Consider the following 26,939-nt stretch of genomic DNA (forward strand, 5'->3'; position numbering starts at 1 on the left):
TGAACGGTCAAGACGACTGATCAGTCAAGACGACTGATCGGTCGGGGCGACTGATCTGCCCGGTGCTCGGCCGACGGGCCGGATCGCAGGACGACCCGGTCAACCGCCCGTGCGGGCACCGAGGCGCGCCGCCCGGGACGCGACGCCCCGGGCTGCGACGCCCCGGGCCGCGAGCGCGATCCCTGCGAGCACGGCGAGACCCACGAGGATCCAGCCGCCCGTCTGCTGGTCCGCGAGGGCGTCGGCCCGCCAGGTGCGCCCCGTCGCGCCGAAGCGGTCCGAGGCCAGCAGCGTGCTGCCGAGCGCGACGGCCAGGCCGCTCGCCGCGAGCCCCGCGACGGGCAGGGCGAGAAGAACGACGCGCCACGCGCGGAGGCGACCGACGGGCTCCCCGGGATCTGCGCCCTCGCCTCCGTCCCGCCACGCACCTGCGCCCGGGTCCACGGTCCACCAGGTGAGGGCACCCAGCACCACCGGGGCCAGGAGCAGCAGCTCGTGCCCGGGGATCGTCGCGAGCGCCGGGCCCAGCATCCACGGCGTGGCATGCACGAGGACGAGCAGGCCCGTCGGCCCGAGCGCGAGCAGCGGGGCGACCCACGGGTCGCGGTGCAGCAGACGGGCGAGACCGCCGGGCGTGGGCACGGCGCCGGCGAGGAGGGGCCCGACGACCACGAGCAGGAGGCCCTGCTGCAGCAGGTGCGCCGAGCTCAGCACCGGGCCGTAGACACCGAGAGGTCCGCAGACGACGAGCGCGAGGAGCACGGCCCCGACGACGATCCGCGCCCCGACCGTGCGCGCAGGTCGCGCCGAGCGGGGTCCTGTGCGCGGGAAGCGGAGCGCCCACACGAGGCCGAGGGCGAGGGCGATCACCAGGGCGTCGGGCCGCCAGGACGTCAGCAGCGCGGCCGCGCTCGGGGCGGGCGGCAGGGCGTGGCCGGTGAGCTCCGCCGCCGGGCCCGTCGCCGCCGCGCCGCCGAGGGGGCCGGGGGCCGGCAGGAGCGCGAGGAGCCCGCCGAGGGTCACGGCGACCACCATCAGCACGAGCTCGATGCCGGCGAGGCGGACGAGCGGACGCCCCGGCCCGTCGGCCCCCATCCCCGTCGCCAGACGCCTCCGCTGGAGCGCGCCGAGGACGCCGAGCGCGAGCAGGAGAACGATCTTCGCGAGCCCCACGAGCCCGAAGGACGTGGTCACGAGATCCAGCGGCGAGCCGAGGCGGGTCAGCAGCGCCCACAGCCCGCTGAGCGCGAGCACGCACCACGCGAGCTGCGCCAGATGGGAGAAGCGGGCGATGACGGTCGGCGCGTCCGCGAGCGGGGCGCGGGCGCGCAGCAGCAGGATCGCGCCGAGTCCGCCCAGCCACACGGACATCGCGAGGACGTGCACGAGCACCGGCACGGCCGCCCCCGCCTGGGGGAGCAGGAATCCCTGGTCGCCGAGCACCCGGATCGTGATGCCGAGGACTGCGAGCACGCCCGTGAGCAGGCCGACGCTCCGGGCACGGGCGCCGGCGCCGAGGCCCGCCGCGAGCAGCGTGATGAGGGCGGCGACGGCGGCGACGAGCGCGGGCAGCAGGCGCGGGGCGGGCAGGAGGACCAGCAGCTGGGTGAGGGTCCAGACGCCGCCGAGCACCGCGATCGGGGTCATCGGGCGCGCACGATCCGCGGGCGCGACCAGCAGCAGGCCGACGAGCAGGGAGGCGCCGAGCGCGCCGGCGGCGGCGAGGTCCTCGATCGCCCCCAGGAGGACAGCGAGTGCGCTCACGCGCCCGCCGAGCCCATGCCCTGGGTGACGAGCACGCCGACCCAGAGCGCCGCCATGCCGAGCGCCGCGGTCACCAGCAGGTAGCCGACCGTGATCACCGGGGTGCCGCGACGCGCGAGCTGGACGGCGTCGAGGGCGGCGCCCGCGAGGGTCGACAGTCCGCCGCACACGCCGGCTCCGAGCAGCAGGAACAGATAGCGCACGGCACCCGTCGGCTCCGCGCCGATCCGGGTGACGACGATGCCCAGCAGGAAGCACGCGACGACGTTCGCGATCATCGTCGGCCACGGCACGACCTCGAGGAGGATCGAGGGGCTCTCACGCCGATCGATGGCACGCGAGAAGCTCTCGCGCACGGCCCAGCGCGCGGCTGCGCCGATGCCGCATCCGGCGCCGACGGCGAGCACGGAGAGGATGCCCAGCAGGATCGTCATCGTCCCTCCCCCTCGCCCGGGCGACGGGGCGGTGGCGCGGCCGACCGCGGGCTCGGGCGCGAGGGCGAGCGGGGGCTCGGGGCCGCGGGCGTCGCGGAGGAGAGCGTCGTGTGCACCTCGGCGTCGCCCGGGGCGTCGAGAGCGGGCACTGGCGCGGGGGCGTCGGACGCGTCGGACTCGGGCGTCAGGGCCTCGGCGCTCCCGCTCCCGGGGCCCGCGTCGCCTCCCGCTCCGGTCCCGGAGGCGGATCCGGTGGCGGTGGCGGATGCGGCGGCGCCCACGCGGGAGAAGCGGCGCGCACGGGCCGGGGCCGGGGCGTGCGCGGCGCGGACGCCTCCGAAGAGCCGCTCACCGAGCCGGATCCCGCGACGGTGCAGCAGTCCGGCGAGGCCCAGCCCGAGCAGCACCCCGCAGATCGCGCCGAACAGCGTGATCGCTCCGTACACGAACGCGAGCGCCGGGAAGTCGGCGCCGATCATCGCGGAGCCCTCGAGCACCACTCCGGAGTAGATGGTGAAGCCCTCGAGGAAGCCGATGCCCAGCAGCGGGCGCATCCAGCGCGGTGCGTCGGGCTGGCGCTCGAGCAGGCCCGTGAGGATCCCGAGGCCCACGCAGCCCAGCACGTTCACCAGCAGCGTCGAGCGCGGCACCTCGATCAGCGTGGGCGTCTGGATCGTGGGCATGAGCAGCGTGAACAGTTCGCGCAGCACTCCGCCGGCGACGCCGCCGCAGGCCACGAGCAGCATCGTGCGCTGCCAGGACAGCGGAGGCAGCCCGGGGCCCGAGCTGAGGGTCTCGCCGTCCTCCTCCTCGGCGGTGACGCTGACGGCCTCCATCTCGACGGTGCGCATGCGCGGATCGTCGCGGCGGCGCGGTGCGGGAGACGTGGTCACCGCACCAGGGTACCGAGGAGAAGGCGGCCGGGGCTCAGCCCCACACGAGGCCCAGCTGGGGCTGCTCGAGCACGGCGGAGATGTCGCGCAGCAGCTCCGAGCCGAGCGCACCGTCGATGAGGCGGTGGTCGAAGCTCAGGGCGAGCTGGGTCACCTCGCGGATCTCGATCCTCCCGTCGACCGCCCAGGGCTTCTGCTTGACCGCGCCCATGCCCAGGATCACGGACTCGCCCGGGTTCAGGATCGGTGTGCCCGAGTCGATGCCGAAGACGCCGAAGTTCGTCACCGTGATGGTGCCGTGGCGGGTCGCGGACAGCGGCGTCGACCCGGAGCGCGCGGTCTTGGCGAGGTCGTTGATGCCCTCGGCGAGCTCCTTGAGGGTGAGCAGGTGGGCGTCCTTGATGTTGGGCACGATGAGGCCGCGCGGGGTGGCCGCGGCGATGCCCAGATTCACGAAGTGCTTGTAGACGATCTCCTGCGCCGCCTCGTCCCACGAGGCGTTGACCTCGGGGTTCCGGCGGATCGCGACGAGCAGTGCCTTCGCGACGATCGCGAGCGGGGAGATCTTCACGTCGGCCCACTCGCGGGAGGCGCGCAGCGAGCGCACGAGATCCATGGTCGCGGTCATGTCGACCTCGTTGAACACGGTCACGTGCGGGGCGGTGAAGGCGCTCGAGACCATCGCCTCGGCGGTGCGCTTGCGCACCGAGCGGATAGGGACCCGCGTGGTGCGGTCGTCGCTGGTCACGCCCGAGAACGACTGCTGGTCCATGGGCTGGCTCGTCGCCGACTTCATGGTGCCGTGCAGCGAGGCGGGCGCCTGCGGGGACTCGTCCGGGAAGTAGTCCCCGTCGCCGGGCATCTCGTCGCCGATCGCGCGCTGCTGCGCGGCGAGCACGTCCTCGCGGGTGACGGTCCCGCCGGGGCCCGTCGCGAAGACGTCGGCGAGCGCGATGCCGAGGTCGCGGGCGAGCTTGCGCACGGGCGGCTTGGCGAGGATGCGGTCGATCGGGACCTGCGGGTCCCCGCCCTCCTGCGCGGCGGCGCGGCGCCGACGGCGGGCGCTCGCCGGGCGCGCGCCGTAGCCCACGAGGTTCTTGGGCTGCTCGTCCTCGGCGGCGGGGGCGGTGGCAGTGGCAGTGGCGGATACGGTGTCGCCGACGGGCTCGGCGGTCTCGCCGGTCGCCTCCTGGGCCTGGATCGCGAGCTCCTCGGCCGACGGGTCCGGCTCGGCGGCGGCGCCGTCGGGCGATGCGGCAGCAGCGGGACTCGCACCGTCGGCCGATCCGGCGGGCGCGGGGCTCGCACCGTCGGCATCGGTGTCCACCTCGATGAGCGGGGCGCCCACCTGCACCTCGTCGCCCACGGCGACGAGCACGCGGGTGACGCGGCCGGCGATGTGGCTGGGCAGCTCGACGGCGGACTTCGCGGTCTCGACCTCGATGACGGGATCGTTGATGGCGACCGCGTCGCCCACGCTCACCTTGATGTCGAGGATCTCGGCCTCGGTGAGTCCTTCGCCGGGGTCGGTGAGGGTGATCATGACGAGAGTGCTCATCGTCGGGTCCTTCCGTGCACGCCGCTGTCGGGGCGCTGGTCAGTGGGCGAAGGGGACATCGCAGGGAGGCGGAGGCGGCGGGGCGCCGTCAGTATGCGAGGGAACGGTCGACGGCGTCGAGCACGCGGTCGAGGTCGGGCAGGTAGGCCTCCTCCATCCGCGCCGGCGGGTAGGGCGTGTGATAGCCGCCCACGCGCAGCACGGGGGCCTCGAGGTGGAAGAAGCACTGCTCGGAGACGCGGGCGGCGACCTCGCCGCCCATCGCCCCGAAGACGGGGGCCTCGTGGACGATCACCAGACGGCCGGTGCGCTTCACCGACTCGACGACCGTGGGGACGTCGAAGGGCGAGATCGAGCGGGCGTCGATCACCTCGAGGTCCAGGCCGTCCTCGGTCGCGGCCTCGGCGGCCTCACGGGCCACGGAGACCGAGGGACCCCAGGCCAGCAGCGTCGCGTCGTTCCCGGGGCGCACGATCTTCGCGCTGTGCATGCCGGTCGCGGGCCGCACGTCGGTGTCGACGTCGCCCTTGATCCAGTACTGCTTCTTGGGCTCGAAGACGATCACCGGGTCGTCGGACTCGATGGCCTCGCGGGTCATCCAGTAGCCGTCCTGCGCGTTCGACGGGGTGACGATGCGCAGGCCCGCGGTGTGGGCGAACAGCGCCTCGGGGCTCTCCGAATGGTGCTCGACCGCGCCGATGCCGCCGCCGTAGGGGATGCGGATGACCATCGGCACCCGCACCTGCCCGCGGGTGCGGTAGTGCATCTTCGCCAGCTGCGTGGTGATCTGGTTGAAGGCGGGGAAGACGAAGCCGTCGAACTGGATCTCGACGACGGGCCGGTAGCCGCGGTAGCACAGACCGATGCCGGTGCCCACGATGCCCGCCTCGCCCAGCGGGGTGTCCACGACGCGGTCGCCGCCGAACTCGGCGTGCAGCCCGTCGGTGACGCGGAAGACACCGCCCAGCAGACCGATGTCCTCGCCCATCAGCATGACCTTCTCGTCGGCCCGCATGGCGTCGCGCAGGCCCGCGGTGATCGCCTTCGCGATCGGAAGCTTCACGGTGCTCATCGACGGCCCTCCTCGGCGGCGGAATCAGCAGCGGCGGAGTCGGCGGCGGACACCGCATCGGCCTGGTCGCCAGAGTCCTCGAACTGGGAGCGGTAGCGCTCGAACTCCTCGCGCTCGGCCTCGACCAGCGGGTGCGGATCGGCGTAGACGTGGCTGAAGATCTCGATCGGGTCGGGATCGGCCATCGCATGGATCTCGTGGTGCAGGGCCATCGCCAGATCGTGGCCCTCCTCCTCGCAGCGGCCGACGAACTCCTCGTCGACCTCGTCCCGCGCCTCGAGGTAGCGGCGCAGACGGTCGATCGGGTCCTTCGCCGCCCACTCCTCCTCCTCGGTGCGGGCGCGGTAGCGCGTGGGGTCGTCGCTCGTGGTGTGCGCGGCCATCCGATAGGTGAGCGCCTCGATGTAGCGCGGCCCCTCCCCCTCGCGGGCGGCATCGAGCGCGAGGCGCACGGCGCCGTAGACGGCCAGCACGTCGTTGCCGTCGATGCGGACGCTGGGGATGCCCCATCCGCGCGAGCGCTGGGCGAGCGGCACCCGGGACTGCACGGTGGTGGGCACGGAGATCGCCCACTGGTTGTTCTGCGTGAAGAAGACCGTCGGCGCCTGGAAGGAGGCGGCGAAGGTGAAGCCCTCGCTGACCTCGCCCTCCGAGGAGCTGCCGTCGCCGAAAAGGGTGAGCACCGCGGTGTCGGACTCGAGGTCGCCGGTGCCCACGAGCCCGTCGCGCTGCAGTCCCATCGCGTAGCCGACGGCCTGCGGGACCTGTGCGCCGAGCACGAGCATGTAGGGGTGGGTGCGCAGCTCGTAGGGGTCGTAGCTGCCGTGGGCGATGCCGCGCCAGACGTCCAGCAGGCGCCAGGGCTCGATGCCGCGCGCCCAGGCGATGCCGTGCTCGCGGTAGGTGGGGACCAGGTAGTCCTGGGTGCGGGCCGCATGGCCGGCACCGATCTGCGCGGCCTCCTGCCCCAGGGCGCTCGCCCACAGGCCCAGCTGCCCCTGGCGCTGCAGGGAGGTGGCCTCGAGGTCCGCGGCGCGGATCATCACCATGTCGCGGTAGTAGCGGCGCAGGTCCTCGCCCGTGAGGTGGGCGACGGCGGCGTCGAGCTCCTCGTGCGGGGTGCGGGTGCCGTCGGGCGCGACGAGCTGGATCAGGGGCTCGTCGTCGGCGTGCTCGGGAATGGTCGTGCGGAAGACGCTCACGGGGACGAGGTTAACCTACGGAGCCGTAAGTTCCAACGGGATCGCCGTGAGCGGGTCGCCACGACGACGAACGGGCCGCGTCAGTCCCAGGTCACCGGGCGCTTGTCGTCTGCCAGGTCGACAGAGGGCGTGCCCAGGCTGCCGCCGTAGAGCAGGTCGCAGGTGCCCGTCTGACCGCCCTTGGTGCACTCCATCTTCGTGTCCACTCCGCCGATGGAGTCCTTCGCGGTCACGTAGGTGACCTCGTCGTACCCCGGCTCGGCCGTGAGCTTGTCGAGCTTGCGCTTCGTGGACCCGGGCAGGGAGCGCTCGACCGTCTTGTCCTTGGCCTTCCAGCCGTCCGAGGACGTGCCCTGGATCTTCTGGAGGCCGCAACCGGCCTTGAGCGTGTTCTGCTCCACGCACGTGTCGACCGACTTCTTCACGGCCTCGCGGAACGCCTTCTGGCCGTCGTCCGAGAGCTTCGCCTTCGGCCAGTCCGGGTAGTCGTCGCCCCGGCCGTAGACCAGGGTCTTCTCCCCGTCGAGGCCGAACAGCTCCTCGTCCATGCCCACCGTGTACGAGCCCGGCAGCGCGGAGTACTCCGTGCCCGGCTCCACCTCGGCGCCGTTGACCGTGAGGCCCAGGCCGGAGAAGCCCTCCGGCACGTCCATGTACGACTCGAGACCGGTGACCACCTCGTAGGTGCCGTCGTCGTCGTAGTCCTGCATCGAGATCTCGCCGCTCGCGGGCTCGCCGCCCACCGTGTAGTCGACCATCACCTTCCCCGAGAGCGACGACATCTGCGGCTCGCCGATGGTCACGTCGGCGACCGGCGCCACCTTGAGCGCCTTCGCGTAGGCGTCCTCCTCGAGGGTCTCCTGGTTCGAGTGGTCCTGGGCCTGGATCACCTCGAGCGCGGGCTGGGGATCCCCGTCGACCAGGGAGTCCATGTACTCCTTGCCGAGCGCGCTCACCTGCTCCTCGGGCGAGGCGGTCTTCGCGGCGCCCCCGCCGCCTCCCGCGTCGTCGCGCCTGCCCAGGCCGACGACGACCGCGATCACCACCACGAGCACGATCACGAGGACGAAGGCGACGGCGGCGATGACCAGACCGATGATCAGTCCGGTGCGGCTCTTCCGGGGCGGCTGGTTCGGGTCGCCCGGGCCGCCGAATCCGCCCGGCTGACCTGGCCCTCCGGGGCCGGTCGGCCCTTCGGGACCCGAGCCGCCGTACGGCGCACCTGCGCCGCTCGCCCCGGCGGCGCCCTGCGCGCCCGGGTACTGCGGCGCCGGGGAGCTCGGGCCCGACGGCCACGAGGCGGAGGACTGCGGCGAGCCGCCCTGGTTCTGCGAGAAGTCCTGGCTCTGCGAGAAGTCCTGGCTCTGCGAGAAGTCCTGGTTCTGGGAGAAGTCCTGACTCTGCGCACTCCCCTGCCCCTGCGCGGGATCGGGGTACTGCTGCCGCCAGGGCGAGGCCTCACCCTGTCCGTCCTGGTGCGGCTGGCCGTTCTGCGGGCCCTCGGGCATAGGTCCGGTCATGGTCTCCCCCTCCGCCGCGTCCGTGATCCGCGGCACTCCTCACCTGAGTCTAGGCTGAACGCGTGACCCACCGCGCGCCGCGTCCAGCCGCCAGGAGCGCGCGTCTGTCGCACTCGGACCTCCTCGCCAGGATCCGCCCCGACGGCTACAGCGAGCACGGCTTCGCGCTCGACGTCGGGGGCATCGAGCAATCGCACGTGGACATCGAGGATCCGACCGCGATCCGCCACGAGTACCTGCGGCGCATCGCCCACGTGGTCGACTCCGGGGCAGAGCCCGGAGCGCCGGTGCGCGTGCTGCACCTCGGGGCGGGCGCACTCACGCTGGCGCGGTACGTGCAGGCCACGCGTCCCGGCTCCCCGCAGGTGGTGGTCGAGATCGAGCGGGAGCTCCCGGACCTCGTGATCTCCGCGCTGCCCCTGCCGCGCGGCACGGACCTCGAGGTCCGGATCGGCGATGCGGCCGAGGAGCTCGCGGCGATGGGGTCGGACGGATCGGTCGGGCCGGTCGGGCCGGGAGGATCGGTCGGGCCGGACGGGTCAGTCGGGTCGGGCGGATCGGCCGGGCCGGACGGGTCGGGCGACAGGGGCGGGTTCGACGTGATCGTCGTCGACGTGTTCAGCGGGCAGAGCACGCCGGCGCACCTCACCCGCGAGGGATTCTTCGCCGACGCCCTGGAGCACCTGTCCGAGCTCGGGGTGATGGCGGTGAACGTGGGCGACGACGCGGGCCTGCGCTTCTTCGCGGCGCAGGCCCGGGCTCTCGATGCCGCGACCGAGGCGGCGGGTCTCGCGGGTGTGTGGACCCTGGCGGACGAGCACGTGGTGCGCGCGCTCGACGAGGGGAACCTGGTGCTGGCCGCGGGGCCCGGGCTGGAGCGATCGGGCGGCGCGGATCCCGAGCGTCTGCGCGAGCGCTGGCGCGCGGGCGGCCCGCATCCGGTCGTCGTGCTGGACCCGGCAGAGACGAGCCGCCTGATCGGGAGGATCGAGGGCGGGTAGTGCGCGACCCGGGGGCGAGGAAAGGGCCCGCTCTCGCGCGGCCCCGCTCCCCGCCGCGTCACTCGCCGGACGCGTCCTCCTGCGCCTCCCGCCATTCCTGGGCGATCGAGAGGAGCAGGTCGTTCGCCTCGCGCTCCCCCACGGTGACGCGCACGCCGTCGGCCCCATAGGCGCGGACCACGAGGCCGCGGGCATCGGCGAAGGCGGCGAACTCCGCGCTGCGCTCCCCGAGCGGGAAGTAGACGAAGTTCCCCTGCGAGACGGGCAGCTCCCAGCCCTGGGCGGCGAGGACCTGCTCGAGGCGCACTCGCTGCTCGCGGATCCAGGCGGCACGGTGCTCGAGCTCGGCCGCGGCATCGGGCTCGAAGGTCGACAGCGCCGCGGCCTGTGCGATCGAGCTCGCACCGAAGGGCACCGTGACCTGGCCGAGCGCCGCCGCCAGGCGCGGGTGCGCGACCGCGTACCCCACGCGCAGCCCGGCGATGCCCTGCATCTTGGAGAAGGTGCGCAGCAGCACCACGTTGCCGTGCTCGGCGAAGAGACGAGCGGTGTCGGCGAGGCGCACGGGGTCGACGAACTCGCGGTAGGCCTCGTCGAGGGCGACGACCACGCGGTCGGGCACGCGCGCGAGGAAGTCCTCGATCTGCGCGGTGGTCAGCGCCGGTCCGGTGGGATTGTTCGGGGTGCACAGGATGACCAGCCTGGTGCGATCGGTGATCGCGTCGGCCATCGCTGGCAGGTCGTGCTCGAAGGCGGGGGTGAGCGGGACCTGGACGTCGACGCCGCCATGGCTGCGCACCAGGATCGGGTAGGCCTCGAAGGACCGCCAGGCGAAGACGACCTCGTCGCCCTGATCGACGAGCGCGCGCACCAGGTCGCCGGAGACGGCCACGGATCCGGTGGACAGGGCGATGCTCTCCGGGCCGACGGCGCGGTGCGGCGTGCTGTGGTGGTGGGCGATCGCCTCGCGCAGGGCGAGGGCGCCCATGTCCGGGTAGAGGTTGGCGTGCAGGGTGGCCCGGTTGACGGCCTCGATCACCTGCGGCAGCGGCTCGAACGGCGACTCGTTCGAGGAGACCTTGAAGCGGCGCACGCCGTCGTCGGCCGCGGGCTTCCCGGGCACGTAGGCGGGCAGCGCATCGAGGGCGGAGCGCAGGCGGATGTTCTCGGCGGGGGTTTCGGGCATGCCCCCAGGCTAGGCCGACGGGGGCTCCGTGCGCCGAACCATCGACGCGCGCGAGACCCACGCACAGGATTCTGGGCTGGTTTCCGGACCTTTGCCCGTGGTGAAAGGTCCGGAAACCCGCCCAGATCGTCGCCCGAACCGGTCGCCCGAACTGGTCGTCGCCTGAACCCGTCGTCGCCCGAACCGATCGTCGCCCGAACCGGTCGCCCCTCAGGCGGGCTCGCGGTCCCGGTCGCCGTCCACGCCGAGGATCGCCTCGAAGATCGAGGAGAGGATGCCCACGATCACGCCGGCGAGCAGGGCCCACCAGAAGCTGTCGAACTCCAGGGGCAGACCGAACAGCCCCGCGAGCCACGCGGTGAGCAGCAGCATGAGCGCGTTGATGACCAGCATGAACAGGCCCAGCGTGAGGCACGTCAGCGGCAGCGCGAAGAACGAGAGGATCGGCTTCACGATCGCATCGACGATCGCGAAGATCAGGGCGATGCCGGCGACGGTGAGGACCTGGCCGAGGATCGTGCCGTCCCCCTCGCCCAGGTGCATGCCCGGCAGCAGGAGGGAGGTGAGCCAGAGTGCGACGCCCACGATGATGAGGTGCCCGATGAACCTGAACATGGGGGAAGTCTTCCAGAGCCGCCCGCGAGCGACCAGGGGGATATCCCGAGCGTCGGCCCGGCACTGCCTCCCCGTCGGGCCGCGGCACCGCCTCGCCGCCCGCCGGCGGCACCGCCTCGCCGCCCGCCCGCGGCACCGCCTCGCCATCCGGCCGACGGCGCGTGCTCGCGCGGCGCTCTGGAACAATGGGCCCATGCCGCAGAGCCTCGCCGACCTGACGCCCCCGATCGCCCTCACGCCGCTGGACGGCCGCTACCGCGACCAGGTCGCGCCGCTGGTCGACCACCTCTCCGAGGCCGCCCTGAACCGCGCGCGCCTCGTCGTGGAGACCGAATGGGTCATCCACCTCCTGGACAACGAGGCCATCCCCGGCCTGCGCACCCTCACCGAGGACGAGCGCGCCCTGCTGCGCGCGATCCCCGAGGACTTCGGCGCCGAGGGCATCGCCGAGCACAAGGAGATCGAGCGGGAGACCGTGCACGACGTCAAGGCCGTCGAGTACTACATCAAGCGCCGCCTGCAGGGCACCTCCCTCGAGCCGCTCGCCGAGATCGTGCACATCTACTGCACGAGCGAGGACGTCAACAACCTCGCCTACGCCCTCATGATCAAGGGCGCCGTCCACGAGGTCTGGCTCCCCGCCTTCGAGGGCGTCATCGACCAGATCGCCGCGCTCGCCCGCGAGAACTCCGAGGTCCCGATGCTCTCGCGCACCCACGGCCAGCCGGCGACGCCCACGACGCTGGGCAAGGAGCTCGCGGTGTTCGCGCACCGTCTGCAGCGTCAGGCACGGCGGATCCCCTCCAACCTGATCCTCGGGAAGATCAACGGCGCGACCGGCACGTACGCGGCGCACGCGATCTCCGTGCCCGGCACCGACTGGGAGGAGGTCTCGCGCAGCTTCGTCGAGCACCTCGACCTCACGTGGAACCCGCTGACCACGCAGATCGAGTCCCACGACTGGCAGGCCGAGCTGTACGCGGACATGGCTCGCGCGGGCCGGATCCTCCACAACGTCGCGACCGACGTGTGGACCTACATCTCACTGGGCTACTTCCGTCAGCGCCTGTCCGCGCAGGGCGGCACGGGCTCCTCGACGATGCCGCACAAGGTGAACCCGATCCGGTTCGAGAACGCCGAGGCGAACCTCGAGATCTCCGGTGCGCTGCTCGACGTGCTCAGCCAGACCCTCGTCACCTCGCGCATGCAGCGCGACCTCACCGACTCCACGACGCAGCGCAACGTGGCCCCGGCGATCGGGCACTCGCTGCTGGCGATCCAGAACATCGCCAAGGGCCTCGCGGGGCTCGACGTGGACGCCGAGGCGATGGCCGCCGATCTCGAGGGCAACTGGGAGGTGCTCGGCGAGGCCGTCCAGTCCGTCATGCGCACCCTGGGCGTCCAGGGCCACGAGGGCCTGGACAACCCCTACGAGCGACTCAAGGAGCTCACCCGCGGCCACCGCGTGACCGGCGAGGACATGCGGACCTTCATCGGAGATCTGGGCCTGCCCGATGCCGAGCGGGATCGTCTGCTGGCCCTCACCCCGGCGTCGTACGTCGGGTACGCGCCGCGGCTCGTGGAGCATCTGGACGACTGACGGCTCCCGTCCCGGGGCGGGAGGCTGCGGGACCTGCGAATCGCGCACTCCGGGCGGGCCGACGGTTCCGCTCGGCGCGGCGCGTGCCTAGAGTGGTCCCAGGTGCGAGGACGCACCGGACGGTCCGGCCGTCCCGGGCCGTCGCCTCGCTCCCCGCCGCGGGGAGAGGTCGAGAGGTGATGGGGATGAGCACGCTCGTCCACCCGTTCCGCGAGGGCTCGAAGGAGCAGAAGGACCTGCTGGGCGGCAAGGGGGCGAACCTCGCCGAGATGACCCGGCTGGGCCTGCCCGTCCCGCCCGGCTTCACGATCACCACCGACGCCTGCCGTCACGTCATGCACCACGGGCAGAACCCGCCCGAGCTCGCCGAGCAGGTGACCGCTGCGCTCGAGGACGTCGAGCAGCAGATCGGCAGGCGGTTCGGAGACCCGCAGGACCCGCTGCTGGTCTCCGTGCGCTCGGGCGCCGCGATCTCCATGCCCGGGATGATGGAGACGGTGCTGAACGTGGGCCTGAACGACGAAACCGTCCAGGGGCTCGCCGCGCAGTCCGGCTCCGAGCGCTTCGCCCAGGACTCCTACCGCCGCCTGCTGCAGATGTACGGGGCGACCGTGCTCGGCATCGGGGCGGATCAGTTCGAGGACGAGCTCGAGGCGGTGCGCGAGGAGCGCGGCGCGGCCGACGACGCGGGGCTGGACGCCGACGCCCTGCAGGAGATCGTCGGCCGTTACCAGGGGATCATCGAGCGCGAGACCGGCAGTCCCTTCCCCCAGGATCCGCGCGAGCAGCTGCGCGGCTCGATCAGCGCGGTCTTCGAGTCCTGGAACGCGCCGCGCGCCGTCGTCTACCGCAACGCCGAGCACATCGACCACGAGCTCGGCACCGCCGTCAACGTGGTCGCGATGGTGTTCGGCAACCTCGATGAGCGCTCGGCGACCGGCGTCGCCTTCACGCGCGACCCCTCGACCGGCGAGCACGGCGTCTACGGGGACTTCCTGGTGGGCGCGCAGGGCGAGGACGTCGTCGCGGGCATCCGCAACACGCGCTCCCTCGAGGAGCTCGGCGAGGTGCTGCCCGACGCCTACCAGGAGCTGCTGCGCACCATGGACGTGCTCGAGGAGCACTACCGGGACCTGTGCGACATCGAGTTCACGATCGAGTCCGGGAAGCTGTGGATGCTGCAGACCCGCGTGGGCAAGCGCACCGCCGCCGCGGCCTTCCTCATCGCCACGACCCTCGTGGACGAGGGCGCGATCGACGAGCGCGAGGCCCTCACCCGCGTCTCCGGCGCGCAGCTGACCCGACTGATGTTCCCCCGCTTCGCGAGCGGCGAGCGCAAAGCGCTCGCCCGCGGGATGGGCGCCTCCCCCGGCGCCGCCGTCGGCGAGGTCGTCTTCGACTCGGAGACCGTGATCGCCCGCGCCCAGGAAGGGCACGACTGCCTGCTGGTGCGGCGCGAGACCAACCCCGACGACCTCGGCGGCATGCTCGCCGCCGAGGGCGTGCTGACCTCCCGCGGCGGCAAGACCTCCCATGCGGCCGTGGTCGCCCGCGGGCTCGGCAAGACCTGCGTGTGCGGGGCCGAGTCCCTCGACGTCGACCCGAAGGCGCGGGAGATCCGCATGGGCGGGGAGGTCGTCGCCCGGGAGGGCGACGTGCTCTCGATCGACGGCGCGACCGGCGAGGTCTTCGCCGGCCGCATCCCCGTCGAGCCCAGCGAGGTCGCCCAGTACCTCGAGGGGGATCTGGCGGCCGACGACCCCTCGGCCTCCGCCCTGGTCCGGGCCGTGGACCGGCTCATGCGGGTGGCCGACGAGGTGCGGCGCATGCAGGTGCGCGCCAACGCCGACACCGCGGCCGACGCCCAGCGGGCCCGGCAGATGGGTGCGCAGGGCATCGGCCTCGCGCGGACCGAGCACATGTTCCTCGGCGAGCGCCGCGCGCAGGTCGAGAAGCTGATCCTCGCGGGCGATCCGGCCGAGCGCGAGGAGGCCCTCGCCGAGCTGCGCCCCGCCCAGCGGGAGGACTTCGCGGGCCTGCTGCGGGCCATGGGCGAGCTGCCGGTGACGATCCGGCTGCTGGACCCGCCGCTGCACGAGTTCCTGCCGGACCTCACCGACCTCTCGGTGCGCATCGCCCGCGCCGAGGAGGCCGGACGCAGGATCGAGCCGCACGAGCGCAAGGTGCTCGCGGCCGTCGAGCGGCTGCACGAGCAGAACCCGATGCTGGGGCTGCGCGGCGTGCGCCTGGGCCTGACCATCCCGGGACTGTTCGGGATGCAGGTGCGGGCGATCCTCGAGGCCGAGCTCGAGGTGCGCGCAGAGGGCGGGAACCCGCACGTGGAGATCATGATCCCGCTGGTGGGATCGGTGCGCGAACTGCGCGCCATCCGCCACGAGATCGACGACGTGACCGACGAGGTCGTCGCCGGCACCGACGAGGAGCTGACCACCCGCATCGGCACCATGATCGAGCTGCCGCGCGCCGCCCTGCGGGCCGGGGAGATCGCCGAGGCCGCCGAATTCTTCAGCTTCGGCACGAACGACCTCACGCAGACCACGTGGGGCTTCTCGCGCGACGACGTCGAGGCCGGCTTCTTCTTCACCTACAAGGAGCGCGGCATCCTCTCCGACAGCCCCTTCGAGTCCCTCGACCAGTTCGGGGTGGGCGAGCTGGTGCGGATCGCCGCCGAGCGCGGACGCGCCACGAACCCGGACCTCACGCTCGGGGTGTGCGGGGAGCACGGCGGCGACCCCGCCTCGATCCACTTCTTCCACTCGCTGGGCCTGGACTACGTCTCGTGTTCCCCGTTCCGGGTGCCGGTGGCGCGGCTCGAGTCCGGCCGGGCGACGCTGCTCGAGGAGGGGTTCACGCCGCAGCCGTGAGGGGCGCTGACGAGTGCGGCCGCGCTGGGCGGGCCGGGCGGCTCACCCCATCCGCGGGCCGGTGCCTTCAGCCCATGCGCGGGCGCACGGAGATGACGTCCATGCTGGCCTCGTCGGTCGCGCGGATCGCGAGGGCGACCGCGGAGGCGACTGAGGTGGGCTCGAGGTACTTCTCGATCTCGTAGGGGCCGTTCTCCAGCCCCCGCAGCTCGTGCTGCATGTCGGTGTCCACGCGGCCGGCGTGCACGGAGCTGACGCGCACGCCGTGCGGGCGCTCCTCGAGGCGGAGGGCGTCGGTGAAGGCGCGCAGGGCGAACTTCGAGGCGCAGTAGGCGCCGCGTCCGCCGATGGAGTTGAAGCCGCTGCCGGAGTTCAGGGCGACGACCGTGCCGCGTGCCGTCCGCAGCGCGGGCAGCAGCAGCCGGGTGAGCTCGACGACGGCGGTCACGTTGACCTCCATCGAGCGGTTCCACTCCGAGACCGCCATCTCCTCGGTGGTGCCGCCGACCAGCACGCCCGCGCTGTGCACGACGCCGGCGAGGCCGTCCGGCAGGTCGAGCGCGGCGACCGCGCGGCCCATGGCCTCGTAGTCGGTGACGTCGACGGCGAAGGGCTCCGCCTCGGGGTAGGTCGCGGCGAGCTCTGCGAGCGCCGCGGCGTCGCGGCCGCCGAGGATCAGGCGGTGATCGCCGGCGAGCTCGTCGGCGACGGCGCGACCGATGCCGCGGGAGGCGCCGGTGATGAGGACGGCGGGCCGGCGGGCAGGGGTGCCGGACGCGGATGCGGAGACGGTCTCGGGAGTGCTCATGCGGTCATTCTCCCAGGGCGCGGTGACGGTGCGCCCGGGCGGTCTCCGTCGGCCCGTCGACCTCGGTGAGCCCCGCGTCGATCACGCGGACGGCATCGCCCGGGTCCTCCCAGGCGGCCTCGTCGGCCGGGAGCAGATGGACGCGGAAATCGTCGGCCCGCCAGTCCGTGCGCTCCTCCTGCCCCATCCGCTCGTACAGCAGCTGCGCAGCATGGCCCGCCTGCGCAGCGGTCTTCCCGGTGGAGATGTCCTCGAGCGGGGTGATCTCGACGTCGACGAGGGCTGCGGGGGCTGCGGGGGGCGCGGTGACCGCGGGGACCGCAGGGGCATCCTCGCGATCGCCACGGGGGAACTCGGTCCCGCCCACCTGCAGCTTCGCGAGCTCCTTGGGCAGCGGGTGCAGCGGCCCCGGAACGAAGGCGCGCACCTGCGCGGTGCCGTGGGCGACGGTGACGCCGGGCAGGGACTGGACCGCGTCCCAGCGGGCGCCGTCGGCCCGTCGCACGACCTTGCGGATCCAGCCCGCGCGCCAGTGCTCGACCTGCTCGGCCCACTCGCCCGTGCGGGAGCGCTCGTCGTCCAGGAGCTGGACGACGGCCTGGGCCGCGGCCTCGACGACGTCCTCGTGGTGCGCGGGGTCCGCCCTCACGCGGTGCACCACGAGCTGCATCGCCCAGGGGTTCTCATGGTCGGGTCGGTCGGGTCTCTGCACGTTCTCGGTCACGACAGGGAGCAACGGGTCCGGGAGGCTCGGCATTCCCGCGGGGCGGGCATCGTCCCGGAGCGCGCGCACCCGGCGGTGGCACCATGTGTCCGTGGACGAGAGCACACCTGAAGCGCGGACGCCCCGGGCCGTCGACCTGCCATCGGCGTTCCTGGTGGCGGAGATCGTGATCGTGCTGGCGCTCTCGCTGGGGCGCTCGGGCGTGTACTCGATCGTCTCCCTCGCGAGGTCGCTCGCCGCCGGCCCGCTGAGCGGCCAGCAGGCGACGCTGAACAGCTCGCAGGACACGAACCCGTGGTTCGATCTGCTGCAGCAGCTCCTCGGGATCGCCTTCACCCTCGCGCCGGTCGCCCTGGTGATCCTGCTGCTGAGCGTGAGCGCCGGCAGTCTGCGGGGCGCCCTCGCCGGCCTCGGACTCGAGCCCGTGCGACCTCTCGGCGACTCCGTGCGCGGCCTCGTGATCGCCGCGTGCATCGGCATCCCTGGACTCGCCGTCTACTATGCGGGCCGGGCGATCGGGGCGACCCTCGAGGTGATTCCCGCGGCCCTCGACACGCACTGGTGGACGGTCCCCGTGCTGATCCTGCAGGCGGCGAAGAATGCCGTGCTCGAAGAGGTGATCGTCTCCGGCTACCTCGTGCAGAGGCTCGAGCGGTTGGGCGTGGGCACGGCGGGGATCCTCGCGATCACGGCGGTGCTGCGCGGCAGCTACCACCTCTACCAGGGCATCGGCCCCGGCATCGCGAATCTCGCGATGGGCCTGGTCTTCACCGAGTGCTTCCGGCGCACGCGACGCGTGGGCCCGCTGGTCATCGCCCACACGCTGCTGGATGTGGTGGCGTTCGTGGGGTATGCGCTGCTGAAGGACGTGCTGGAGCTGTAGCGCAAGGGCGTCGACGTGCGCTCGGGCCGGGGCGCACCCAGCCCCATGCCCCTCGTCACCTCCTGCCGATAGCCTGGGCGCATGGTCTTCTCCCTGCCTCCGCACGCCACGATCGAGCAGCGCTCCAACAACTGGGGCGGCAACCACCGCTTCACCCCGCAGGCGGTGGTCCAACCGGAGACCGAGGGCGAGGTCGTCGAGGCCGTGCGCTGGGCGATCGGGCGCCGCCTGCCGGTGCGCACGATGGGCGCCGGGCACTCGTTCTCCCCGCTGATCCCCACCGGCGGCGTGCTCGTGAAGCTCGGCGCGATGAGCGGTCTGACCGGCGTGGACACCGCGAGCGGGCGGGTGCGTGCGCACGCGGGCACTCCCCTGTCCCAGCTGTTCGAGGAGCTGTGGGCGAAGGGCCTCTCGCTGCCCGTGCAGGGAGATCACGACGCCCAGTCGGTCGCGGGTGCGCTCGCGACCGGCACCCACGGGTCCGGCGTCGACTCGCAGATCATGAGCGAGGCGATCACGGGTCTGCGGCTCGTCGACGGACGCGGCGAGATCGTGGAGATCGACGCGGACGAGGTGGATCGCCTGCGCGCGGCACGCGTGTCCCTGGGTGCGCTGGGCGTGATCCTCGAGATCGAGCTGCAGACGGTCCCCGCGTACCACCTGCGAGATCGCCGCGAGCTGGTGGATCTCGACCCCGCGACCGCGGATCTGGCCGCGCTCGGCGACAGCGCCCGCCACGTGCAGGTGCACTGGTTCCCCTCCGACGCCTCCCCCGCGCTGCTGCAGCTGGACGTCGAGGAGGGTGCGAGTGCCGCAGGGAAGGCGCTCGTGCGGCGCCTCGATGTCGCCGAGGAGGGCGAGGAGGGCGCCGCGCCCGCCTACCAGGTGTTCACGGGCCGCTCCACGAAGCCGTTCCACGAGATGGAGCTCGCGTTCCCCGCGGATCGGGCCGACGAGGCCTTCTCTCGTCTGACCTCGCTGAACGTGGAGGACTTCCCCGAGCACCAGTACCCCATCGAGCTGCGATGGGTCGCGGGGGACGACGCCCCGCTCTCGATCGCGCAGGGCGGGCCGCGGGTGACGATCGCGCTGACGGCGAAGACCAGCTCGGACTACTGGCCGCTGCTCACCGCAGCCGACGCGATCGGCGAGGAGCTCGGCGCGCGCCCCCACTGGGGCAAGCTGCACCTGCTCGACCGCGGCCGGGCGGAGGAGCTCTACCCGCAGCTGGGCGTCTTCGACGAGGTGCGCGCGGAGCTGGACCCCCACGGCCTGTTCCTCAACGACCACCTGCGCGCGCTGCTGGGCTGAGCCGCGCCGGCTCGTCCCGCGCCGGCCTGTCTCACGCCGGCCTGTCTCACGCCGGCCCGTCTCACGCTGGCCTGCCCCGGAAACGGGGACGCGCTCGGTGACTCCTCACCGAGAGGTGAGTTGTGGTCCCACAACGCGCGAATGACGACATCAACTCACCTCTCGCGGGGGTGATGCCGCATCAACTCACCTCTCGCGGGGAGAGTGGCAACGGGACGAGCGGCGAGTCGGCTTCGGAGGCGCCTCAGAGCACGTAGGGCTCGGCGTCGGTCTCGCTGACCATCGGCAGCGAGGACTCGTACCAGATGTCCATGCCTCCGGCGACGTTGACCGCCTCGAAGCCGTTCTGGTTCAGCCACTGGGTGACCTGGAAGCTGCGACCGCCGGAGCGGCACACGATGAAGAGCGGGTCGTCGTCCTCGGGCAGCTCGCCCAGGTGCTCCATGAAGGAGCTCGCCGGCACGTGCTGCGCGTGCGGAGCGTGTCCCGCCTTCCATTCGTCGTCCTCGCGCACGTCGATCAGGTGCGCGCCCTCGGGGATCTCGGTGGGGGCCACGGATTCGATGTCCATGCCTCCCAGCCTACGAGCCGACGGCCGGCGCATGCTGCTCGCGCGTCGACCCGGCGGGCCCGTCCCGCTCACGCGTCGGACCGGGCGACCCGCCCCGCTCACGCATCGGACCGGGCGACCCGCCCCGCTCACGCGTCGGACCGGGCTACCCGTCCCACGAGGGGCGCGCTGACCACGACGCTGAGGGCGACCAGGCCGAGCGCGCCGAGCGCAGAACCGATGTACTGCACGACCGCTGCCAGGGCGAAGCCGCCGCTCATCACGGGGGCGAGGAGCCCCGCGGCACTCAGGCCCGCGACGATCGCGGCGAGCGCGAGGGGGATCGCGATCTCGGCGATGCGGGCGCGCTGGAGGGCGCTCACTGTCGCGCCCGCCACGTGCTGCGAGCGGTAGACGCGCGCCTGGTCGAGCACGCGGGCGGTCTGCGTGACCCCGGTCGAGACGGCGGCGAGCACGGCGGCGATGCCCAGGGTGAGCAGTCCGCCGGTGTGCAGGGCGGTGCCCAGCGCCCGCTCCGCGGGCGTGGAATCCATGCCGTCCAGGAGGCTGGTCAGCGTCAGGAAACCTGCGATGACGAGGCCGAAGGTGATGCCGGAGACTGCACGCCATCCGGCGCGGGGGTCGGCCGCGAGTCGGCGCGCTCCCACCAGCAGGGCGGGTCCGGGCGCGATGGCGGCGATGATCCGCGCGACCACCCACACCACGAACGGGCCGACGATGTTCACGCTGCCGAGCACGAGCGCCATGAGGATCGCGAGCACGGCGATCAGCACGCCGATCCCGTTCGGGATTCCGCCCACGACCTGGGGAAGGATCTGGAAGGTGGCGATGAACAGCACGATCAGCGCCGCCCAGACGATCAGTCGCACGACGGACATGCGCACGATCCGCGAGTCCCGGGCGACCCCGAGCGGTGAGATCGCGACGCCTGCGAGCCCGATGCCGGCGGAGATGCCCGCGAGCAGCGTCGCCGCGATCACCAGGACCGGATATGCCCAGAGCGGCATCAGCAGCTCGCTGAAGGTGAAGGGCGCCATCCCGAAGTCGAGCGCGGTGAGGGCCGGGGTGACGGCGAGGTGCGCGAGCAGGCCGAGCAGGGAGCCGATGAGCGCCTGGGCGAGGACGTCGGCCACGGCGAGCGCGCCGACCTGCGCGGTGGTGCCGCCCACCAGGCGCACCGCGGCGAGGTCCCGCTCGCGGCGGGACAGGCTGAGCTTCGCGGCGGCGCTTCCCAGACCCATGGCGCTGGGCACGAGGAGGACGGTCGCGACGATCGCACAGGACATGAGGAAGGAGGCGTTGGAGGCCTCGGCCGTGGGCGGGCCGTCGCCGACGGGCGAGGCGGCGGCGCGGGAGGCGAAGGCGCCGAGCCCGCCGAGCACGGTCGCGAGGATCCCGGTGGAGGCCGTGAAGCCGATGATCGGGAGGGCGGTGGCGATCCCGCCGCGGCGCCGCAGGACGAGCGGGGCGGTGTGCAGGAGGCTCATCGCGCGCCTCCCTCGCGGTGGAACTGCTGGGCGATGCGGCCGTCGCGCATGGCGATGGTCCGCTCGCAGGTCGCGGCGACCGAGGGGTCGTGGGTGACCATCACGAGCGCCGCGCCCGCGTCCTGGCAGGCCTCGGCGAGCACCTGGAGGACGCTGTGGCCGGTGGTCTGGTCGAGCGCGCCGGTGGGCTCGTCGGCGAAGACCACCGACGGCCGGCCGGCGAGGGCGCGGGCGATCGCGACGCGCTGGGCCTGGCCTCCGGAGAGCTGACCCGGCCGCCGCTCGTGCATGCCCGCGAGGCCCAGACGATCGAGCCAGGCCGATGCCTCGGCGCTCGCGGAGCGCCGCGAGGCGCCGCCGAGCATGCGCGGGAGCACCACGTTCTCCAGGGCGGTCAGCTCGGGAAGGAGCTGGCCGTCCTGGAAGACGAATCCGAAGCTCGTGCGGCGCAGGCGGGTGCGCGCGGCATCGGAGAGGGAGTCCAGGGAGGCGCCGGCATGGACGACGCTCCCGGAGGTGGGCGGCAGGATGCCGGCGAGCACGTGCAGCAGGGTCGTCTTCCCGCAGCCGGAGGGGCCCATCACCGCGACCGACTCCGCGGCGCGGATGTCGAGGTCCACACCGTCCAGCGCGAGGGTCGCGCCGGCCTTCTCCCCGTAGGAGTGGCGCAGGGCCCGGGCCTGGAGCACCGGGGCGGGGCCGGAGGGGCCCGGGACGCAGGGCTGGGGCGAGGACTGGGGTGCGGGCTGTGAGGGCAGAGGTGTCGAGGTCATGGGTCCACCCTCCGCCGCCCGCCCTGGGACGCGCATCGGCCCCGGGAACGGATTCCCGGGGCCGATGTCGGACCGTGGTCTGACCCCGGCGCTCAGCCGAAGCGACCGGAGATGTAGTCCTCCGTCTGCGTGTCGGAGGGGTTGGTGAACATCTTCTCGGTCTCGTCGATCTCGATGAGGTGCCCGGGCTTGCCGGTCCCCGCGATGTTGAAGAAGCCGGTGCGGTCGGAGACGCGCGAGGCCTGCTGCATGTTGTGCGTGACGATGACGATCGTGAAGTCCTGCTTCATCTCGTGGATGAGGTCCTCGATCGCGAGCGTGGAGATCGGGTCGAGCGCCGAGCAGGGCTCGTCCATGAGGATCACCTCGGGCTTCACGGCGATCGCGCGGGCGATGCACAGGCGCTGCTGCTGCCCGCCGGAGAGGCCCAGGCCCGGCTTGTCGAGGCGGTCCTTGACCTCCTCCCAGAGGTTCGCGCCCTTCAGCGAGGTCTCCACGAGCTCCTCGGACGCGGAGCGGGAGATGCGCCTGTTGTTGAGCTTGACCCCGGCCAGCACGTTGTCCTTGATGGACATGGTGGGGAACGGGTTGGGCTTCTGGAAGACCATGCCGACGCGGCGGCGGACGTTCACGGGATCGACGCCCGGGCCGTAGATGTCCGAGCCCTCGATCTCGACGCGGCCCTTCGCGTAGGCGCCGGGGATGACCTCGTGCATCCGGTTCAGGGTGCGCAGGAACGTCGACTTCCCGCAGCCCGACGGGCCGATGAGGGCCGTGACCGAGCGGGGCTGGAGGGTGACGGTCACGTCCTCCACGGCGAGGAAGTCGCCGTAGTAGATGTTGAGGTCCTCCACGTTGATGGCCTGGGCCATGGGGCGTCCTTTCGGTGCGGGGCTGCGGGGCTGCGGGGCTGCGGGGCCGACCGGCCGGCCGGTCGGGTCGACGGGGTCTCTGCGCCCGACGGGCGGGTGGGGTTCGACGGGCGGGCAGGGGCCGGCGGGCGTGCGGCGCCGGGCCGCGCGCCGCCGGCTCAGCGGCCGAGTTTGGGGGCGAAGAGGCGGCTGACGAGGCGGGCGACGATGTTCAGGATCATCACCATGAGGATGAGCGTGAGGGCTGCGGCCCAGGCGCGGTCGTAGTTGATCGTCGTCGAGCATGCGTACTGCATGTGCGTGATCGGGTTGGTGATGGCGTCCGAGTTGCAGACGGCGTTGCCCGAACGGTACTGGCTGTTGATGAAGGTCGGCAGGGTCTGCATGCGTCCGCTGAACAGGTTGCCGTTCATCATGGGCAGCGCGCCGACGGTCAGCAGCAGGGGCGCGGTCTCGCCGATCACGCGGGCGATGGCGAGGGTGACGCCCGTAGTGAGGCCCGCGATCGAGGTGCGCAGCACGACCTTCATGATCGTGAGCCATTTGGGCACGCCGAGACCGTAGGCGGCCTCGCGCAGCTCGAGGGGCACCAGGCGCAGCATCTCCTCGCTCGAGCGCACCACGGTCGGGATCATGAGCACGCTGAGCGCGACCGAGCCCATCAGGCCGATGCGGATGCCGGGGTCGTTCGTGATGGTGATGAACAGGGCCAGGCCGAACAGGCCCGCGACGATCGAGGGGATGCCCGTCATCACGTCGACCAGGAAGGTGATGCCGCGACCCAGGACCCGGAGCGCGCCGTAGCGCGCGTACTCGACGAGGAAGATCGCGGTGAGCAGGCCGATGGGCACCGAGATGATGCTCGCGCCGAGCGTGATCAGCAGGGTGCCGACGATCGCGTGGGCGATGCCGCCGGAGACCATGCCGCCGACGACGCCCGCCATGTCGGCGCTCCAGAAGTACCCGGGGTACGGGCTGATGAGCTTGCCGAGGCCGCGGTGCAGGACCTCCCACAGCAGGGAGAGCAGCGGGATCATGGCGACGGCGAAGGCGCCGAAGACGAGCAGGGTGGCGAAGCGGTCGTTCGCCCAGCGCCGGCCCTCGCGGATCCGCGAGTAGCCGTACCCGATGAGCAGGTGCAGGACGTAGCCGAGCACCACGAGCCCGCCGATCGAGAAGCTGTCGAACAGCACCAGCACGATCGCGGCGAGCACGATCGCGATCGCCGCGGTGAGCAGCAGGTGGTACCAGGGCAGGCGTCGCTCGGACGCTCCCGAACCGGTGATCAGCCCGGAGGATGCGGTGCGTGCGGGGGTGGCGCTCATGGTGTTCCCTCCCGGCCCCTCACGCCTTCGCCGAGCGCGAGACGATCCCGCGGGCGAGGGCGTTGATGACGAAGGTGATGATGAACAGGACCAGGCCGGTGAAGATCAGCCGGGCCATGACGTCGGGCGTGGCCTCGGCGCTCTGGGAGGCGATGTTCGCGGCGATGGTGTTGTGCTTGCCGACCTCGAGGATGTGCAGGGAGAACGTGGCTCCCGGGGAGAGCACCATGAGCACGGCCATGGTCTCTCCGAGCGCGCGCCCCAGGCCCAGCATCGAGGCGGAGACGACGCCCGAGCGGCCGAAGGGCAGCACGACGGCGCGGATCATCTCCCAGCGGGTCGCGCCGAGCGCGAGGGCCGCCTCCTCCTGCAGCCGCGGGGTCTGCAGGAAGACCTCGCGGGAGACTGCGGTGATGATCGGCAGGATCATCACGGCGAGCACGATCGAGGCGGTCGCGAGGTTGCGCATCGGCGTGCTCGGCTCGCCGCCGAACAGCGGGAACCAGCCCAGGTACGTGTTGAGCAGCTCGTACAGCGGCTGCATCTTCGGCACCAGCCACACGCCGCCCCAGAGGCCGAAGACGACCGAGGGCACGGCGGCCAGCAGGTCGATCATGAAGCCCAGCGGGGTGGCCAGTCGACGCGGCGCGAAGTGGGAGATGAACAGGGCGATCCCGATGGAGACGGGCACGGCCATGATGAGTGCGAGCAGAGCGGCGAAGACCGTGCCGAACACGAGCGGCGCGGCGAAGGACCACAGCGAGATCGCGTCGGGCCCGCCGCCGAGCTCCTTGCTGTCGCGGATCGCCGGGATCGAGCGGACGGTGAGGAAGATCGCGACCAGCGCGAGCGTGACGAAGATGAGCAGACCGGAGCCGACGCTCAGGCCGGTGAAGATCACGTCGCCCGGTCGGCGCTTGGAGCGGCGGCCGGCCACGGCCGCGGAGCCGCCGGGCTCGGGGCTCTGCGCGGGGTCCTGCTCCGGTGCCGTGGACGCGGGGTCTGCGGCGGCGGGGGTGCTCATGGGGCGCCTTCCTGTGGGCGGGCCGGTGAGGGGGCCGACGGCCGGGTGCGCCGCACGCGGGAGTCGTTCCCCGTGCGGCGCACCCGAGCGCCCGTCGGCCGTGCGCTCATCGATCGGTCGGGACTCAGCCCTTCGCCTTGATCTTCTCGATGGAGGCGGTGGCGTCCTTGGAGAGCGTGTCGGACAGCGGCGCGTTGCCGGCGACCTCGCCCGCGGCCTTCTGGCCGTCCGAGGAGACCACGTAGGAGGCGTAGGACTTCACGAGGTCCGCGGTCTCCTGGTCCTCGTAGGTGTCGCACAGGGCCATGTAGGAGACGAGGACCAGCGGGTAGGTCGAGGGATCGTCCAGGGTGCGGTCCAGCTGGACGACGATGTCGCCGTCCTCGCGGTCCTTCTCGCGCGGGGAGTCCTCGACGGCCTGGGCTGCGGCCTCGGGCGAGTACTCGACGTACTCGTCGCCGACCTTGATCTTGGCGATGCCGAGGTTCCCGGCCTTCGAGGCGTCGGCGTAGCCGATGGTGCCGTCGCCGCCCTCGACCACGGAGATCAGGCCGGAGGTGCCGTCTCCGGACTGGCCGCCCTCGACGGGCCAGTCCTCGACCTCGCCGTGCTTCCACGCCTTGGGCGCGGTCTTCTCGAGGTACTGGGTGAAGTTCTCGGTGGTGCCGGAGGAGTCCGAGCGGTGCACCGGGGTGATCTTGGTCGACGGCAGGTCGGCGTCCGGGTTGTCCTTCTTGATCGCGGCGTCGTCCCAGGTGGTGATGTCGCCGGCGAAGATCCCGGCGATGGTCTCCGGGGAGAGCTGCAGGTCGTCGACGCCCTTGAGGTTGAAGACGACGGCGATCGGGGAGATGTAGATCGGCACGTCGAAGGCCTTGCCGCCCTGGCAGGCGTCGGCCGACTGCTTGATCTCGTCCTTCGTGAGAGCGGCGTCCGTGCCGGCGAACTGGACACCCGAGTTCAGGAACTGCTCGCGGCCCGCTCCGGAGCCGACGGAGTCGTAGGTCACCTGGGCGTCGGGGTTCACGGCCTGGAAGCTCTGGGTCCAGGCGCTCTCGGCCGACTCGGCCGAGGAGGCGCCGGCACCGGCGAGCTTGCCGGAGACGCTGCCGGATGCGGCCGCGCCGCCCCCGTCCGACGCGGGTGTGCCCCCGTCGGAGCCGCCGCAGGCGGACAGGGCGAGTGCGGCGGTGAGTCCGAGCGCGGCGAGAGGGGCGAGCGTGGTCTTGCGAACGATCACTGCGATTCCTTCCGGGGCAGGGCCCACGAGTACGAGGAGCGCGCCTCAGGAGTGCCGGGCGGGATACCCGGCGGGGGCGACATGCTCGACGCTAGGGAGCCGAGGTGTCCGCTCTCCCGCCGCCGTGTGAACGTCAGATGAACGGGCGGCGCACGCCCGCGCCTGACCATCGGAAGCGCAGGTCAGGGTGC

At 72.5% G+C, this 26,939-nt stretch carries 23 protein-coding genes; 5 read left to right on the plus strand and 18 right to left on the minus strand.

Features of this window, described 5'->3' with window-relative positions; translation table 11 throughout:
• Positions 1-99 precede the first annotated feature (99 nt).
• The 7 genes from FHG10_RS04975 to FHG10_RS05005 form a co-directional block, all read right to left on the minus strand.
• On the minus strand, positions 100-1,764 hold the full coding sequence (locus tag FHG10_RS04975; RefSeq protein WP_152352221.1) for a CopD family protein: 1,665 nt from the start codon (positions 1,762-1,764) through the stop codon (positions 100-102).
• Complete coding sequence (locus FHG10_RS04980) at positions 1,761-2,198, minus strand: fluoride efflux transporter FluC (protein ID WP_152352222.1); 438 nt, start codon at positions 2,196-2,198, stop codon at positions 1,761-1,763. Before FHG10_RS04980 ends, FHG10_RS04975 begins: the two co-directional genes overlap by 4 nt.
• Entirely contained in the window at positions 2,195-3,091 is an 897-nt protein-coding gene (locus tag FHG10_RS18190) for a fluoride efflux transporter FluC (RefSeq protein ID WP_227488040.1), read from the minus strand. Before FHG10_RS18190 ends, FHG10_RS04980 begins: the two co-directional genes overlap by 4 nt.
• A 34-nt stretch (positions 3,092-3,125) precedes the next feature.
• Positions 3,126-4,649 carry a dihydrolipoamide acetyltransferase family protein gene (locus FHG10_RS04990; RefSeq protein WP_152352223.1) on the minus strand — a complete coding sequence of 508 codons (1,524 nt, stop codon included), beginning with the start codon at positions 4,647-4,649 and terminating at the stop codon, positions 3,126-3,128.
• An 88-nt stretch (positions 4,650-4,737) separates the two neighbouring features.
• Positions 4,738-5,721: an alpha-ketoacid dehydrogenase subunit beta gene (locus FHG10_RS04995; protein ID WP_152352224.1), complete on the minus strand. Its 984-nt coding sequence runs from the start codon at positions 5,719-5,721 to the stop codon at positions 4,738-4,740.
• Entirely contained in the window at positions 5,718-6,923 is a 1,206-nt protein-coding gene (locus tag FHG10_RS05000) for a thiamine pyrophosphate-dependent dehydrogenase E1 component subunit alpha (RefSeq protein WP_152352225.1), read from the minus strand. The genes FHG10_RS04995 and FHG10_RS05000 overlap by 4 nt, the downstream gene beginning before the upstream one ends.
• 80 nt (positions 6,924-7,003) lie before the next feature.
• Positions 7,004-8,443: a hypothetical protein gene (locus tag FHG10_RS05005; RefSeq protein ID WP_152352226.1), complete on the minus strand. Its 1,440-nt coding sequence runs from the start codon at positions 8,441-8,443 to the stop codon at positions 7,004-7,006.
• A 62-nt stretch (positions 8,444-8,505) separates the two neighbouring features.
• Here FHG10_RS05005 and FHG10_RS05010 point away from each other — a divergent pair, with 62 nt between their 5' ends.
• Positions 8,506-9,444: a spermidine synthase gene (locus tag FHG10_RS05010; protein ID WP_152352227.1), complete on the plus strand. Its 939-nt coding sequence runs from the start codon at positions 8,506-8,508 to the stop codon at positions 9,442-9,444.
• 58 nt (positions 9,445-9,502) lie between these two features.
• On the opposite strand, the gene FHG10_RS05015 is transcribed toward FHG10_RS05010, so the two are convergent.
• Positions 9,503-10,630, minus strand: a complete 1,128-nt coding sequence (locus FHG10_RS05015) for a histidinol-phosphate transaminase (protein ID WP_152352228.1) — start codon at positions 10,628-10,630, stop codon at positions 9,503-9,505.
• A 210-nt stretch (positions 10,631-10,840) separates the two neighbouring features.
• Complete coding sequence (locus FHG10_RS05020) at positions 10,841-11,245, minus strand: phage holin family protein (RefSeq protein ID WP_152352229.1); 405 nt, start codon at positions 11,243-11,245, stop codon at positions 10,841-10,843.
• 193 nt (positions 11,246-11,438) lie between these two features.
• Here FHG10_RS05020 and purB point away from each other — a divergent pair, with 193 nt between their 5' ends.
• Together purB and ppdK are read left to right on the plus strand one after the other, a co-directional pair.
• Positions 11,439-12,845 carry an adenylosuccinate lyase gene (purB, locus tag FHG10_RS05025; RefSeq protein ID WP_152352230.1) on the plus strand — a complete coding sequence of 469 codons (1,407 nt, stop codon included), beginning with the start codon at positions 11,439-11,441 and terminating at the stop codon, positions 12,843-12,845.
• A 185-nt stretch (positions 12,846-13,030) separates the two neighbouring features.
• Entirely contained in the window at positions 13,031-15,730 is a 2,700-nt protein-coding gene (ppdK, locus tag FHG10_RS05030) for a pyruvate, phosphate dikinase (RefSeq protein WP_152352231.1), read from the plus strand.
• 67 nt (positions 15,731-15,797) lie between these two features.
• Here the strand turns inward: ppdK and FHG10_RS05035 are convergent, their stop codons facing one another.
• Both FHG10_RS05035 and FHG10_RS05040 read right to left on the minus strand, forming a co-directional pair.
• The gene (locus tag FHG10_RS05035) at positions 15,798-16,538 is read right to left on the minus strand and encodes an SDR family oxidoreductase (RefSeq protein WP_152352232.1); all 741 of its coding nucleotides are present in this window, start codon (positions 16,536-16,538) and stop codon (positions 15,798-15,800) included.
• Positions 16,539-16,542: 4 nt separating this feature from the next.
• On the minus strand, positions 16,543-17,262 hold the full coding sequence (locus FHG10_RS05040) for a peptidyl-tRNA hydrolase (protein ID WP_227488041.1): 720 nt from the start codon (positions 17,260-17,262) through the stop codon (positions 16,543-16,545).
• 91 nt (positions 17,263-17,353) lie between these two features.
• On the opposite strand from FHG10_RS05040, the gene FHG10_RS05045 reads away from it, so the two are divergent.
• Both FHG10_RS05045 and FHG10_RS05050 read left to right on the plus strand, forming a co-directional pair.
• Positions 17,354-18,145, plus strand: a complete 792-nt coding sequence (locus FHG10_RS05045; protein WP_227488042.1) for a CPBP family intramembrane glutamic endopeptidase — start codon at positions 17,354-17,356, stop codon at positions 18,143-18,145.
• An 81-nt stretch (positions 18,146-18,226) separates the two neighbouring features.
• Complete coding sequence (locus FHG10_RS05050) at positions 18,227-19,456, plus strand: D-arabinono-1,4-lactone oxidase (protein WP_152352233.1); 1,230 nt, start codon at positions 18,227-18,229, stop codon at positions 19,454-19,456.
• A 244-nt stretch (positions 19,457-19,700) separates the two neighbouring features.
• On the opposite strand, the gene FHG10_RS05055 is transcribed toward FHG10_RS05050, so the two are convergent.
• From FHG10_RS05055 to pstS, 7 genes are all read right to left on the minus strand, one after another.
• The gene (locus FHG10_RS05055) at positions 19,701-20,027 is read right to left on the minus strand and encodes a rhodanese-like domain-containing protein (protein WP_152352234.1); all 327 of its coding nucleotides are present in this window, start codon (positions 20,025-20,027) and stop codon (positions 19,701-19,703) included.
• A gap of 128 nt (positions 20,028-20,155) precedes the next feature.
• A complete protein-coding gene (locus FHG10_RS05060) occupies positions 20,156-21,514 on the minus strand; it encodes an FtsX-like permease family protein (protein ID WP_152352235.1) in 1,359 nt (452 codons plus the stop codon).
• Positions 21,511-22,287 (minus strand): ABC transporter ATP-binding protein, encoded by a 777-nt coding sequence (locus tag FHG10_RS05065; RefSeq protein ID WP_152352236.1) that lies wholly within the window; start codon positions 22,285-22,287, stop codon positions 21,511-21,513. The genes FHG10_RS05060 and FHG10_RS05065 overlap by 4 nt, the downstream gene beginning before the upstream one ends.
• 92 nt (positions 22,288-22,379) lie before the next feature.
• On the minus strand, positions 22,380-23,159 hold the full coding sequence (pstB, locus tag FHG10_RS05070; protein ID WP_152352237.1) for a phosphate ABC transporter ATP-binding protein PstB: 780 nt from the start codon (positions 23,157-23,159) through the stop codon (positions 22,380-22,382).
• 158 nt (positions 23,160-23,317) lie between these two features.
• Positions 23,318-24,484: a phosphate ABC transporter permease PstA gene (gene pstA, locus FHG10_RS05075; RefSeq protein ID WP_152352238.1), complete on the minus strand. Its 1,167-nt coding sequence runs from the start codon at positions 24,482-24,484 to the stop codon at positions 23,318-23,320.
• A gap of 19 nt (positions 24,485-24,503) precedes the next feature.
• Positions 24,504-25,508: a phosphate ABC transporter permease subunit PstC gene (gene pstC, locus FHG10_RS05080; protein ID WP_152352239.1), complete on the minus strand. Its 1,005-nt coding sequence runs from the start codon at positions 25,506-25,508 to the stop codon at positions 24,504-24,506.
• A gap of 124 nt (positions 25,509-25,632) precedes the next feature.
• Positions 25,633-26,748 carry a phosphate ABC transporter substrate-binding protein PstS gene (gene pstS / locus FHG10_RS05085; RefSeq protein WP_152352240.1) on the minus strand — a complete coding sequence of 372 codons (1,116 nt, stop codon included), beginning with the start codon at positions 26,746-26,748 and terminating at the stop codon, positions 25,633-25,635.
• Between the last annotated feature and the right edge of the window lie 191 nt (positions 26,749-26,939).

Origin of the sequence: Brachybacterium subflavum, assembly GCF_009299795.1 — a bacterium.
GTDB classification, from domain to species: Bacteria; Actinomycetota; Actinomycetes; order Actinomycetales; family Dermabacteraceae; genus Brachybacterium; species Brachybacterium subflavum.